The organism is Aliivibrio sp. 1S128 (assembly GCF_001691065.1).
Taxonomy (GTDB): Bacteria; Pseudomonadota; Gammaproteobacteria; order Enterobacterales; family Vibrionaceae; genus Aliivibrio.
The window spans coordinates 87,279-101,224 of record NZ_MAJV01000025.1; the positions used below are offsets into that span (position 1 = coordinate 87,279).

General features: G+C 39.6%; 13 protein-coding genes. 6 read left to right on the top strand and 7 right to left on the bottom strand.

Annotated elements, in window-relative coordinates:
* Positions 1 to 5 precede the first annotated feature (5 nt).
* The gene (locus A6E03_RS04795; protein WP_065600273.1) at positions 6 to 851 is read left to right on the top strand and encodes a universal stress protein; all 846 of its coding nucleotides are present in this window, start codon (positions 6 to 8) and stop codon (positions 849 to 851) included.
* 76 nt (positions 852 to 927) lie between these two features.
* Here A6E03_RS04795 and A6E03_RS04800 read toward each other — a convergent pair whose 3' ends face one another.
* From A6E03_RS04800 to A6E03_RS04810, 3 genes are all read right to left on the bottom strand, one after another.
* Positions 928 to 2,028: an alkene reductase gene (locus tag A6E03_RS04800; RefSeq protein WP_065600274.1), complete on the bottom strand. Its 1,101-nt coding sequence runs from the start codon at positions 2,026 to 2,028 to the stop codon at positions 928 to 930.
* 78 nt (positions 2,029 to 2,106) lie between these two features.
* Positions 2,107 to 2,775: an SDR family oxidoreductase gene (locus A6E03_RS04805; protein WP_065591992.1), complete on the bottom strand. Its 669-nt coding sequence runs from the start codon at positions 2,773 to 2,775 to the stop codon at positions 2,107 to 2,109.
* A 278-nt stretch (positions 2,776 to 3,053) separates the two neighbouring features.
* A complete protein-coding gene (locus A6E03_RS04810; RefSeq protein WP_065600275.1) occupies positions 3,054 to 4,238 on the bottom strand; it encodes an MFS transporter in 1,185 nt (394 codons plus the stop codon).
* 159 nt (positions 4,239 to 4,397) lie between these two features.
* Between A6E03_RS04810 and A6E03_RS04815 the strand changes: the two genes are divergently transcribed.
* Positions 4,398 to 5,324 (top strand): LysR family transcriptional regulator, encoded by a 927-nt coding sequence (locus A6E03_RS04815; protein WP_065600276.1) that lies wholly within the window; start codon positions 4,398 to 4,400, stop codon positions 5,322 to 5,324.
* Between the two features lie 82 nt (positions 5,325 to 5,406).
* Here the strand turns inward: A6E03_RS04815 and A6E03_RS04820 are convergent, their stop codons facing one another.
* From A6E03_RS04820 to A6E03_RS04830, 3 genes are all read right to left on the bottom strand, one after another.
* Positions 5,407 to 6,753: a magnesium transporter gene (locus A6E03_RS04820; RefSeq protein WP_065600277.1), complete on the bottom strand. Its 1,347-nt coding sequence runs from the start codon at positions 6,751 to 6,753 to the stop codon at positions 5,407 to 5,409.
* A 274-nt stretch (positions 6,754 to 7,027) separates the two neighbouring features.
* Positions 7,028 to 7,582 (bottom strand): ferredoxin-type protein NapF, encoded by a 555-nt coding sequence (locus A6E03_RS04825; protein WP_065591988.1) that lies wholly within the window; start codon positions 7,580 to 7,582, stop codon positions 7,028 to 7,030.
* Positions 7,582 to 8,166, bottom strand: coding sequence for a molecular chaperone TorD family protein (locus tag A6E03_RS04830; RefSeq protein ID WP_065591987.1), 585 nt, complete (start codon positions 8,164 to 8,166; stop codon positions 7,582 to 7,584). The genes A6E03_RS04825 and A6E03_RS04830 overlap by 1 nt, the downstream gene beginning before the upstream one ends.
* Before the next feature lie 333 nt (positions 8,167 to 8,499).
* Between A6E03_RS04830 and A6E03_RS04835 the strand changes: the two genes are divergently transcribed.
* Genes A6E03_RS04835 through A6E03_RS04845 form a run of 3 tightly spaced genes read left to right on the top strand, consistent with a single transcriptional unit; the run spans position 8,500 to position 12,410 of the window.
* On the top strand, positions 8,500 to 10,938 hold the full coding sequence (locus A6E03_RS04835; RefSeq protein WP_065600278.1) for a DmsA/YnfE/YnfF family dimethyl sulfoxide reductase: 2,439 nt from the start codon (positions 8,500 to 8,502) through the stop codon (positions 10,936 to 10,938).
* A 10-nt stretch (positions 10,939 to 10,948) separates the two neighbouring features.
* Positions 10,949 to 11,563: a DMSO/selenate family reductase complex B subunit gene (locus A6E03_RS04840; RefSeq protein ID WP_065591985.1), complete on the top strand. Its 615-nt coding sequence runs from the start codon at positions 10,949 to 10,951 to the stop codon at positions 11,561 to 11,563.
* A 1-nt stretch (position 11,564) separates the two neighbouring features.
* A complete protein-coding gene (locus A6E03_RS04845) occupies positions 11,565 to 12,410 on the top strand; it encodes a DmsC/YnfH family molybdoenzyme membrane anchor subunit (protein ID WP_065600279.1) in 846 nt (281 codons plus the stop codon).
* A 130-nt stretch (positions 12,411 to 12,540) separates the two neighbouring features.
* Here the strand turns inward: A6E03_RS04845 and hdfR are convergent, their stop codons facing one another.
* Entirely contained in the window at positions 12,541 to 13,401 is an 861-nt protein-coding gene (gene hdfR, locus A6E03_RS04850; protein WP_065600461.1) for an HTH-type transcriptional regulator HdfR, read from the bottom strand.
* Between the two features lie 70 nt (positions 13,402 to 13,471).
* Between hdfR and A6E03_RS04855 the strand changes: the two genes are divergently transcribed.
* Positions 13,472 to 13,870, top strand: a complete 399-nt coding sequence (locus tag A6E03_RS04855) for a DUF413 domain-containing protein (protein ID WP_083190298.1) — start codon at positions 13,472 to 13,474, stop codon at positions 13,868 to 13,870.
* Positions 13,871 to 13,946 lie beyond the last annotated feature (76 nt).

Here is a 13,946-nt window from a genome sequence, read left to right on the forward strand (position 1 = left end):
AGAAAATGAAAAATATAATAGCTTGTATTGATGGTTCACCGATGACGCTTGCAACGTGTGAAGCGAGTGCGTGGGTTGCATCGAAGATTAATGCGCCGCTTATCTTATTGCACGCTCTCGATAAAACGACCAGACCCGTTGTGAGCGAGTTCTCAGGACAAATTGGATTAGGTAGCCAAGAAGAGTTGCTTAATGAACTTGCAAAATTGGATGAAGCCCGCAGTAAAGTCGCACTCAAGCATGGTAAACAATTGCTGGAAGAAGCGGCTGAATGGGTAATGAATAAAGGCATTAGCCATGTTGAGCAACTACAACGTCATGGAAGTTTACTGGAAAGCCTGATTGATTTAGAAAATGAACTAAGAGTATTAGTGATTGGTAAATTAGGTGAAGAGCAGGACAGTAATAAAACGATAGGCTCTCAACTTGAGAGTGTTATTCGTTCTATTAAATCCCATACATTAGTGGTGAATGCGCCATTTTCTATCCCAACGTCTTATCTCATTGCTTTTGATGGCAGTCCAACGAGTGAAAAACTGATTGAAAAAGCAATCAATACGCCTTTGCTTTCTGGTTTAGAGTGTCATTTAGTGATGGTGGATGACTTTGCGGCAAAGAGTGCTGCTTTTGAGAAGGCTGCGATTAAATTGAAAAATGCAGGGCTTAGTGTGCATGAAGACATACTGTCAGGATCTGTTGATGATGCTTTGCTTAAGTACCAGAAAGAACATCAGATAGGCATGATGGTAATGGGGGCTTATGGGCATTCAACGCTAAGACAGTTTTTTTTAGGCAGTAACACAACCAAGGTATTAATAAAAAGTGAAGTGCCTTTATTGTTAATACGTTAATTATTGATATTTAAGTAGAAAGTTAGAAATGAATGAAACGCCTAAAGTGAGTTTCTTTAGGCGTTTTTTATAGGTATTACAGACTTTTACTGTAGGCTGGGTAGTCAATATAACCTTGTTCATTACCGCCAAATAACGTATTGCCATCTAATGTAGCGAGGTCATGATTGTTTTCTAAACGTGATACCAAGTCTGGGTTTGATACGAATGGGCGACCAAAAGCGATAAGATCGGCATAGCCTTTATTTAGGATCTCATTTGCACGTTCTTGTGTGTAGCTACCTGCAACAATAATAGAATTGGTGAACCGTTTTCTTAGTTCAATGCGGAAGTTTTCAGGAATAACAGGCGCATCGTCCCAATCTGCTTCAGATAAATGCAAATAAGCAATATCACGAGATTGTAATTCTTTTGAAGCGTCAAGAATGGTTGGCACAATATCAGGGCAATCCATGTCTTTAAATGTAATGAAGGGAGCAAGGCGAACACCAACTTTATCGGCACCGATCTCTTTACTTACTGCGTCAACAACTTCAAGTAGAAAACGAAGACGGTTCTCACGAGAATCCCCATACTTATCCGTTCTATGGTTAGAGTTAGTACGAAGAAATTGATCAATTAAATATCCGTTACCGCCGTGTATTTCAACACCATCAAAACCGGCTTCGACTGCGCGTTTTGCAGAGTAGGCGAAATCTTGAATGACACGATTGATGTCTTCATGAGTCATTGCTCGCGGCTGGATACAATCAACCATATTACCGTTACCTTGTTCATCCGAAATCCACACTTTGGTTTCGACAGGAGCGAGAGCAGATGGCGCAATAGGCAATTCACCTTTTTGGAAAGTAGGATGAGATACACGGCCTACATGCCAAAGCTGACAGAACATAGCCGAACCTTGAGAGTGAGCAGCTTTGGTTATTGGTTGCCATCCTTTTACTTGTTCATCGGTATAAACTCCTGGGGTAAATGAGTACCCTTGGGAGTCATCTGAAATTTGAGTCGCTTCAGAGATAATTAATCCGGCAGTTGCACGTTGCTTGTAGTAGGTCGCCATCATGTCATTTGGAATGTTACCCGGCTGGCTAGTACGTGCGCGAGTCATTGGAGCCATGACAACTCGATTTTGTAAGTTCAGATTGTTTAGTTTTGTTTTTTTAAATAATGAATTCATGATTGTATGCCTCTTTGTTTTTTCATCGTAAGTATTGAAGAAGTCTTAGTCGTTTTTTAATGTGAAATTTGTATTCTGTTAATTAATTAGGGCACCACCATCAACATCGATGATTGAACCTGTCATGTATGGATTTGCAATTGCCATCACATAGGCCATCGCAATATCTGAAGCTTGACCAATGTGCCCAACAGGTAAATTTTGTTTTGCGTTGTCATACATAGATTTGCGATTTTCCTCATCCATATTTTGATAAGCCGTAGTGGCTGTTAATCCGGGACTTACCGCGTTGACTCGTATTGGTGCAAGCTCTTTCGCAAGTACTTTGGTTACGATTTCTAATGCAGCATTCATTGCTGATTTTACATAGGTATTTGCCACAACTTTACGTGACAGCATCCCCGTTGTAAGGGTGATAGAACCATTGGGTTTTAGGTATCGAGCTGCATTTTTTGCCGCATGAATTGAACCCCAAAACTTAGTATCAAAGGCGTTTTTTGCTTCTTCGGTAACCACATCAACTACTTTTCCTGATGGTGCGAATGAGCCAGCAGTAATCACAAGATGATCAATAGGACCGATGGATTCAAAATAATGATGAACCGAGTTTTCATCACTGATGTCTAGCCCGGTAGATCGACTGGCAACATGAACAATATTACTTTCATTAGTGAAATGTTGGGCTACAGCCTCCCCAATCCCTGATGTTCCGCCAATGATGACGAACGTAGTTTTGCCTTGATTCATAATGCGTTCCTTCTGAAATCGTAGTGAGATAGTGCGGTACATGGGAATTATTCAGAGTAAAGATAGAAATAAAAACCCTGAAAAAATAAGTACTAGACTTTCTATTCTCTGTACTAATTTGTAATCAAAAATACCTATGTCCTCTGTTGTTAAACAAAAGGAAATGTTGTTGATACTGCCTTGGCATGAGGGGTCTTTTTTTATTTTTGAATTTAAAAGCATCCTAATGTTCCTTTGTTATAAGGCTCAGGTTATGAGCCTTTTTAGAAGGGGAGAAATTAACTAAGATTAGGAGTTACTTGTATTGGAGATAGCTCTTTTCTATTTGCTTTCGCAATGAATAGTAAACCTATGATAGGGACGACTACGGCAGCAAAAGGGATCATGCTTGCACCGAGCTGACTATCAAGCACCATTCCGCCTAAGAAACCACCGAACGCATTTGCTAAGTTAAATGCAGATATGTTTGCTGTCGCTGCAAGCTCTTGACCTTCACCGCCGTGATTCATTACTCGAAGTTGCATAGCGGGTACATTCGCAAATGAGGCAATACCAAAGATAAACGCAGCAATAACAAAGAGGATCTTGTTATCAACAACCAGGCCAACAACAATTAATGAAATGATCATTGCAACAGCCCAGAACATAGATGCTTTGTTTAGGTTTTTGTCAGAAGAGCGACCCCCTAAAATATTACCAATGATTATGCCTGCACCAACAATCACTAAAATCCATGTTACAGCGGCTTCACCATAACCCGTTGTATGCATAGCAATAGGCGCAAGGTAACCATACAGAGTCATAAAACCAGACCATGATAATGCAGTGATCGCTAAGCTAATGATCAACATTGGATTTTTGAATGCAGCAAGCTGAGTTTTAATGTCTTTCGCTTCACCGTGTCCTGTTGATTTAATTGAGGTTAGAATTGAAATCATTGCAATGGCACCAAAGGCTGCAACTGTAAAGAAAGTCGTGTGCCATCCGAACTGTAAACTGATCCAAGTACCAGCAGGAACCCCTAGAACATTGGCAAGCGTTAAGCCCGCAAACATTTGACCTACAGCACGTCCAGCCATTTTTTCAGAGACTAAATTGGTCGCAACAACAGCACCAATGCCATAAAAAGGCCCTTGAACAAGACCCGCAACAACGCGGCTAATGAGTAGTAAGTGATAGGTCGGCGCTAATGCTGATAAAATATTACCGATAATAAATAGAGCCATTAATCCTGTTAAAACAAGCTTCTTATTAAAACGGGCTAAATAAATGGTTAAGATAGGACCGCCAATAACAATGGCTAATGCATAGGCACTGATTAAGTAGCCAGCTTGCCCTTCAGTAATAGACAGTGACGTAGCTATTTGCGGAAGGATACCCGCAATAACAAATTCAGCAGTGCCAATTGCGAAGGCCGCTAATGTTAATATCCAGACTTGAAATGGCATTTTTTCTTTATTCATGATGTTACCTTTAACTTATTTTATTGTTGTGACCTAATGATGATGATTATATACATTCGCTTTAATTTGATAATTGAGTAAAATATAAAATCATTATTCAGGTTTTCTGAATAATGATGATTGGCAATATATAAGATTGAAATAATCGAGAAGGTGGCAATGGATAAGTTTTCTGATATGACAATGTTTGTGAGTGTCATCAAGCATCAAGGGTTGGCGGCGGCTGGGCGAGAGTTGGGTCTTTCTCCTGCAACGATGACAGCAAGATTACAGGGCTTAGAAGAGCGATATGGTGTAAAGCTACTGAATCGAAGCACAAGGCATATATCCCTTACCGATTCTGGTTACCTGTATCATAAGGCGTGCCTTGAGATCCTTGATAATGTAAAAGAGACAGAGAACCTGATATTAAATGGGGTGAAAGAAGTAAAAGGGTCACTTAAAATCAGTGCGCCAAAAGACATTGGTAAGCAATATATCCTTCCTATTTTGTCTGAGTTTTGTGAAAAATACCCTGAGGTGGTGCCGTATTTATATTTGAATGATGATGTTTCAAATATTGCTGAATCAGGCATTGATATTGTGGTTCGATACGGAGAACTCGCTGATAGTAGTTTGATATCTCGACGGTTATCGTCAAGCCATCGAGTATTATGTGCATCACCTAAATATCTAGCAAAGTATGGTACGCCGTTAACGCCACAAGATTTAGTCAATCATAATTGTCTTGCTATGGTGCGCAGTAACGAAGAGCTTAAAACGTGGCATTTTCAAGATACAGATAAGAAGAATGTAATAACGGTATTACCTAAACGATTTTCAGATGATGGTGAAGTCGTTCGATATTGGGCATTAGAAGGCTCAGGCATTGCTTTGAAGTCGATATTAGATGTGCAGGATGATATTAATAACTTACGCCTTGTGACGGTGCTTAATGGTTATATGGCAAATTTCAATACATCGACGTCGGTATCAAGCGCCGATTTGAATGTGGTATACATTAGTAAAAAATATCAGCCAAAACGAATTCGATTATTTTTAGATTTTCTTTTTGAAAGGTTTGGTGCGTTGAAAGCGAATGAATAAATTTGAAAGGCTAATAAAAAACACTGAGCCAAAGGGGTGACTCAGTGTTTATCTGTTAGGGGCTATTGTTACGATCTCGTGTTTACATCATCACCAAACTTGCCGTTCCTAAGAAAGCAAAGAAGCCGACCACATCCGTGACTGTGGTTAAAATAACAGAACCAGCAAGCGCAGGATCTAACTTAAACTTATCTAAGGTGATAGGAATAAGAACCCCAAATAGAGCCGCCGTAATAATGTTTACAATAATGGCGAGTGAAATTGTGGCACCTAACGCGAACGACTGGAACCAAGCACCAGCAAGACCACCGATGATTAATGACCATAACAAACCGTTGATTGAGCCAATCCCCAATTCATTCTTTAATAATGCAAAACGGTTACCAGGGGTGATTTGATTTAGTGCCATTGCACGAACCATTAAGGTTAATGTTTGGCTGCCAGCAATACCGCCCATAGAGGCCACGATTGGCATTAATACTGCCAGTGCAACGACTTGGGTGATGACATCTTCAAATAACCCAATCGTTACAGACGCTAATATTGCAGTCAAAAGATTAATACCAAGCCACACACCACGTTTTTTTGAACTCTTAAGGATAGGAGAGAAAAGATCGTCCCCTTCATCCATACCGGTACCGGCCATTAAACGAGTTTCGTAAATTTCACGTTGGGTATTAATCGCAAATTGCCAATCAAGTTGCCCAATTAAAACGTTATCGTCGTCGATAATCGCCACACTGGGTACGGCTGAGTGTTCAACGGCTTCAATACTTTCATTGAGAGGTTGGTGCACATTAAGAACTAAGCAATCTTCTAATTTCAATGTGTTGATTTTAACTGAATCATCAGCAGTCAAAATATCTGTGTATTGCACAATACCGTGAAATTTATGCGCTCGGTTAATCAAGTGCATATATTGATGCGACTGAAATAAATTAGTTTTTAATAGTTTTTTAGCTCGCCCAACACTGACATTAAAAGGTAATGTTGCAATTTTTCGGTCAGCCCAGTGACCTACTTCGTCATCTTCATACTGTTTTGCATCATCATATAAATCGAGTTCATCACGGCTGATGAGTTGCAAAGCAAGGCTGAAAATATCGTCAGGGAGAGATTCTGCCCACTCAATTAACGATAAGTTATCCAGTTTAGCTAAGGTGAAGTTTAACTCTGCTTCTGACAGCTCTTCTAGAATGGCGACACGAGCATCAGCACGCATTTCTGTTAATACATCAATGTGCATTTCGAGTGGCAGACGACGCCATAACTGCACACGTTGATCAACAGGGAAGGCTTCTAATATACGAGCAAATGAACCGTTATCTAAGCCATTTTCAACGTATTCACCGAGAAGTTTAAATTGTTCTTCTTGCTCTACGTTAAAAAGCGTCTCAATTTGAAAGGATAGGTCTTGATGTTCGTTCAATGTCGTACTCCATTGGCGGCAGCAGTATTCAAAAAATAATAAGTAAAATATTAAATGCGGTAGTCAGTTATTGGAATTTAACTACTTTTTATAGCAGATTTTTTAAATGAATTGTAAAAACCAGCTATTTAGAAAGAAAGATAGCCTATATATAAGCTAAAGAAAATAGGAAAAATGCAACGCGATGCTTTTAACGAACTAATTTTGTTACTTTTATTTATTATAAAAGAACATAATTTAATCAATTAGGGTGAAGGGATGAAAAGTTGTCAGGTTAGAAAATCGTGAATTCCATTTGTACCGAACCAATAAAGCAGGCTGAACGACATAATCCGCAGCCATTACACAATGAAGAGTCAACGGTCGGTAACTTTCTTGGTTCGATAATTATCGCATTTTGTGGGCAGGCATCCGCACACACTTCGCATCCGCCAGACAATTTATTATTACAACTGGAAAGGAATTTTGGGCGTAAATTAATCGTCCCTTTCTTTTCTCCAAGTGCACCTGACTCACAGCTTGATTGACACTCACCACAAAGCGTACAGTGATTATAATCAAGGTTTAATTGAGGGCGATTATCAACCATTTCAATCACGTGTTGAGGGCAGGATGAACTGCAGGTTTCACATGATTGGCATAATTCCATGAACATCCCTTCCTCAACCGCGTAAGGTGGTCGAGGAACCGTGGGCTTAATGGCCTTCTGAGATGATTCTTTTAGCGATTTATTGGCACCTGATAATAACCCACGAAATAATCCTCGTCGGCTAACCGTGTTATGCTCTAAATAAGAACGATAATAGTTTTCATCTCGTTTGTCGGACATTAGAAATACAGCTTATATTGATGAGGCGTTATATTAAATTCTTCTTGTAATGCAGTTAACCAATCAAAAGTAATGGAAGATAACGAGGTATATATCTCTGTGGTTGCATTTTTTTGAACTAATTCTAAATAATGATAGGCCCAAGGTAATAAATGTTCAGAAAGTAACTCAGAGATAACGTCTTCGCTTTTACCTTGTTCTATCATCATTGCCATTGCTAACAAAGAAAGCCCAAACTGATCTTCTGGCTCTCTCATTCCGGTATTTAACTCGATATTATGTGTTAATAGAAATTGGCGGAAGCGTAATGTCGAATCGCCAAAAATAACTTGCTCTCTGTCTAGGTAAACCGATCCCCAAGGTGGAGCGGGCATGACGTCACAGCCTTCAAATAATTGTTGGAAGTCACTAGCGATAAAGTCTTTGTCAGTATTTTCATAGGCATAAATAAAGTCTGAAAATCCAGAGTCGTTCAAATCCTCACTGTTTTTTATTATCTCTATGTATTGAGTATTATTCTCATTATTTAGAGGGTAATAGAAGAAACTGCCTAATATTTTTGCTGCTGCGCTTATACTTTCCATTAATACTCTTATATAAATTGTAATCAACAAATAAATCCTACTATAAAATTACTGCCTTTTATTTGTTTTCGCTCAAAAAATAAAGACATATAATTTACAGATATATTAATAGTAGATAAATAATGTGACTTAGATAATGCAAATGAATAAAAAATCAACTATTGATATTAATATTTTTACTCTATTACATTTGATTGATCAAAAACAATGTTTATTTATGTGGAAAAATTAAATTATATTAATGACTACCCCAAGAGAGGTAGTGATCGTAATGATAATAATTTCCATCGGAATATATCAGTCATAGATATATAATATAGAGAATGTCGATACATGAAATTAAAACAATTGCTAACGCCAAAGATAAGCCGTCGTCACTTTGTTAAGGGTGGTTCTATATTCGGTGGATTCGCCGCGGTTACCAGTGGTATTACACTGCCTTTTTTATCTCGTTCGGCAGTTGCGGCACCGCAAGCCCCAGTGAGTGAAGATAAAGTCGTTTGGAGTGCGTGCACAGTTAACTGTGGTAGTCGCTGCCCATTACGTATGCACGTTTCTGATGGTGAAATTAAATGGGTTGAAACCGATAATACCGGTAATGACGAATATGGTAATCATCAAGTAAGAGCTTGTTTACGTGGACGTTCTATGCGTCGACGTGTTTATAATCCAGACCGTTTAAAGTACCCAATGAAGCGTATTGGCGCTCGTGGTGAAGGTAAATTTAAACGTATTACGTGGGATGAAGCGTTTACTGAAATTGCAAATAATATCAATCGTATTAAGAAAGACTACGGTAATGAAGCGATTTATCTAAACTACGGCACTGGCACATTAGGTGGCACGGTAACGAAATCTTGGCCTCCAGGTGGCAGTTTGATTGCTCGTTTAATGAATTTAAATGGCGGTTACCTTAACCATTATGGTGATTATTCTACAGCGCAAATTGCTGAAGGCTTAAGCCATACTTATGGTGGCTTTGCAGCAAACAACTCTCCTTCTGATTTAGAGAATACGAAGTTAATCGTCCAATTTGGTAACAACCCTGCTGAAACTCGTATGTCTGGTGGTGGTGTGATTCACCATTTCATGGAAGGTAAAGCGAAATCGAATGCGCGTATGATAGTGGTTGATCCTCGTTATACCGATACTGCGGGTGGCCGTGAAGATCAGTGGATCCCTATTCGTCCGGGAACCGATACGGCATTTGTTGCTGCGATGGCTCATGTGATGATTAAGGAAGATTTGGTAGACCAAGCGTTCCTTGATAAATACTGCGTTGGTTATGATGAAAAAACATTACCTGAATCGGCACCAGCAAACAGCGATTATAAATCTTATATCTTAGGTTTAGGTGGTGATAATACGGAAAAAACACCTAAATGGGCTTCAACAATCACGGGGATCCCTGAAGATATTATTATCAAGGCTGCTCGTGAAATTGGCTCAACAAAGCCTTGTGCTATTATTCAAGGTTGGGGTTTACAACGTACTGCTAATGGCGAGATCGCTTCTCGTGCAATTTCAATGTTGTCACTACTTACCGGTAATGTCGGTATTAACGGGGGTGGTACTGGTGCTCGTGAAGGAAGTTCTAGCATTCCATTTGTTCGTTTCCCTACGCTAAGTAACCCGATAGAAGCATCTATTCCTATGTTCCTTTGGACAGACGCTATTGTTCGTGGACCTGAAATGACGGCCACAGAAGATGGTATTCGAGGAAAAGAAAAACTAGATGTGCCTATCAAGTTCATTTGGAACTATGCGGGTAACTGTATCATCAACCAACATGCCGATATCAACCGCACGCACACCATCTTACAAGATGATAGCGCTTGTGAAATGATCGTTGTTGTTGATAATCACATGACATCTTCTGCTAAATACGCCGATATCGTACTGCCTGATTTAACAACGTCTGAGCAATCTGATTTCTGTATGGATGCATCGGCTGGCAACATGCCTTATTTCATTTTTGCTTCTCAAGCGATCAAACCTCAATTTGAAGCAAAAAGCATTTATGACATTTGTACGGGTCTTGCTGATAAGTTAGGCGTGAAAGAAGCGTTTACTGAAGGGCGAGATCAAGAAGGTTGGTTACGTCACTTGTATCAACTGACTCGCGCACAAGATCCAACGTTACCTGAGTTTGACGCGATGCGTGAGCAAGGGATCTACAAACGTAAAGTTGAAGAGCATTTTGTTGCTTATAAAGATTTCCGTCATGATCCTGAAGCAAATCCGCTAAATACACCAACAGGAAAAATCGAAATCTATTCAGAGAAACTGGCTGAGTTAGCTGACGCATGGACATTAAAAGACGATGAAGTGATTCACCCTCTTCCAATCTATGTACCTAACTTTGAAGGGTATGAAGAATCAAAAACAGGTAACTTCCCGCTTCAATTAACGGGCTTCCATTACAAAGCACGTGCTCACTCAACTTATGGCAACGTGAGTGTCTTGAAAGATGCCGCACCACAAGAAATGTGGCTTAACCCAATGGATGCTAAACAACGTGGCATCAACAATGGTGATTTAATCCGTATTTTCAATGACCGTGGTGAAGTACATATCGCAGCAAAAGTAACACCGCGAATTCTTCCAGGGGTTGTGGCATTAGGCGAGGGTGGCTGGTACGCACCAGATGGTCAGCGAATCGATCATGGTGGTTGTATCAACGTACTGACTACGCAACGTCCAAGTCCATTGGCAAAAGGCAATCCGCAACATACTAATTTAGTAGATGTGCAACTGGTTAAGAAGGCATAAGGGTTAAACAATGAAACAATACGGCTTTTATATTGATTCAAGTAAGTGTACTGGTTGCAAAACATGCCAACTTTCTTGTAAAGACAACAAAGATTTAGATGTGGGTGTAAACTTTCGCCGCATTTATGAATACGCAGGTGGAGATTGGCTAAAAGAAGGCGAAATCTACCGCCAGAGTGTGTATTCATACTATCTTTCAATTGCATGTAACCATTGTGATGAACCGGCGTGTACTAAAGTGTGCCCATCAGGAGCGATGCATAAGCGTGAAGATGGTTTTGTAGTTGTTGATGAAGAAATCTGCATCGGGTGTAAATATTGCACCATGGCTTGTCCTTACGGCGCGCCACAATACGATGAAGAAAAAGGTCACATGACTAAGTGCGATGGGTGTTATGAACGTGTAGGTCAAGGTTTAGAGCCTATTTGTGTTGGTTCTTGCCCATTACGTGCATTGGAATTTGGTCCAATCGCGGAGCTACGTGCTAAGTACGGTACAAATGCTGATGTTGCACCATTACCATCATCATTGATCACCAAACCAAACATCGTCATTAAACCTAACCGTAACGCTCGTCCTACTGATGATCAAACCGGTCATCTAGCAAACCCTAAGGAGGTATAACATGGCTTGGCATGAATGGCCGTTGATTTTATTCACGGTACTCTCTCAAACCGCTGTCGGCGCTTTCTTAGTATTAGGCTGTGTTACGTTAAGTGGCAAACTATCAAAAGATGAAGATACGCGTTTACATCGCAGTATGTTTTTTCTTTGGGCATTAATGGGTTTAGGTCTAATGGCATCTATAATGCATTTAGGCAGTCCATTTAGAGCGTTTAATGCACTTAATCGCGTGGGTAGCTCATGGTTATCTAATGAAATTTTCGCATCAAGTTTATTCTTTGCAGCAGGTGGCTTTTATTGGTTACTTAACGTATTAAATAAAGGGTCTGAAAGTGTGAAAAAAGCGTTATTGTTGCTAGCGATGTTGATTGGCGCTGGTTTCATGTACGCCATGATTAAGGTGTACCTTATCAATACCGTTCCAACGTGGAACAGTGTTTATACACCATTAACGTTTCTACTAACCATGACTATTTCTGGATTGGTATTTGCCCATACTTTATTGGTGGGTTCAAAGCATAACCATCGTGATCTTGATAATGTATTACCGACGGTTGCTGCGATTGCATTAGCGATCAGTGTGATTGTGACGATCAGCCAAATGATTGGTCTTAGTCATGTATCATCTGCGATTGTTGAAGCGTCAGATCTCATTCCAAACATGATGACCCTGCAGGTACTACGCATTGGTCTGTTGTTTATTGGTTTTGCGTTAATGTTCTCGCCACGTTTACTTTCAAGTAAGCCTGCGCTACCAATGATGCTACTTAGCTTTGGTTGTGTGCTGGTTTCTGAATTAATTAATCGCGGTGTATTTTATGGATTGCATATGTCGGTTGGCATGTAAGCACTCATAAAATAAATAAAGAACTCGTTGATTTATATTATGGCAATAATGATTTTTCGTTGTTGCCATTTTTATGAGATAAAAAAGAAGGACTCAATTGAGTCCTTCTTTTTTTTAAGAGAGAGGTTACTTACACGCTTTTTGTCACCATTTTAGGATTAATATTGGTAATTTGTTCGATAAGTTCAGCTTTCTCGCTCTTTTCTTGCCATACCAAATACAATGCCTGTTCCATCACTGGAGCCCCTTCGACTAAATAAAGCTCCTTATTTTCAACGTTTTGGTTAATCACTGGTGCAGGTAAATAGCCAACACTTGTGTGAGTCAGTAAATAATCTAACGCCATTTTAGAAGAGTGACTGTGTAAAATCGGTGTTTTTTGTAATTCAGTGATTTTACTGTGTTGGATGGCGAAACGAGCCCCCCAATCCAAATAAACTAATGGCATGGTTTGTGTGCTTGCTAACGTACAATTCAGCTCTTTAGACACTAATTGAAGTTGATAATCTCTGATTTTAAAGACTCGGATCCCATCAATTTTAGGGGGTTCACTTGTTATAAAGAGATCAACGCTTTTATCTAATAATGCTTTTGCGAGATCTTGACGAGGTATCGACTCTAAACGTAAAGCCAAACCTGGTATCGTTTCGTAGATACTATTAATCCAGTCAGAAATACCATCAAATTCCCAAATTAAAGCACTTGCCCCGATGGTTATTTGCGAGTTGTATTCTTCCGTTAGCGCGACATCTTGTTTAGCTCGCCCCCACGTTTGCAAAATAGCTTCAGCATAAGGAAGTAAACGTTCGCCCGCAGCCGTAAGTTGTACATTATGGCGTTGACGCGTAAAAAGAGGATTCCCTAATTGCGATTCTAATTGGCGAACGCGAAAACTTACAGCGGATTGGGTAAGAAATAAATGCTCTGCAGCACGCCCAAAATGACGCGTTTTTGTGACTTCTAAGAAGGTTTTAAGCAGATCCGTATCCAATGTTTTCATCTCTTTGATGGTGATATTGCCAACAATAAAATATTTTGATTGAAAGCGCTAATATTTTTTGTTGTACAACGAGCTCACTCTGAATTACATATACGTTTCTTGTGGTCACGAAGAAGCATCAATGCGAACTCTTACTAAATTTTATGATGACAAAAACTTCAAAAGAGGTTTTAGTCGTAGTGGTTTCACAATCCGCGAAGCGTTGATTTTAGAAACTTATGGTCGAACAATGCAATCATTACTAAACGGTGTAGTGGTAGCTGAATCAGAAGCTGAATTACGATTTGTTGAGCAAGTACAGCATCAGCCTGCTGCGATTTCAGAATTTGCACAATGTTGGTTGAAGTATCAAAATAAGATTAACTTTAAACCTAAGTACTATACGTTGTGTGGCACTCAGCGTTCATCAGATGACAGTTCTGATGATCACAGTGATTCGTCATCAGATGATCTTGATTAGATAAAATTTTCTAATATTAAATAAAAGCCGAATACTTTTTTAGTATTCGGCTTTTTTATTGGGCTGGTTTTACCCT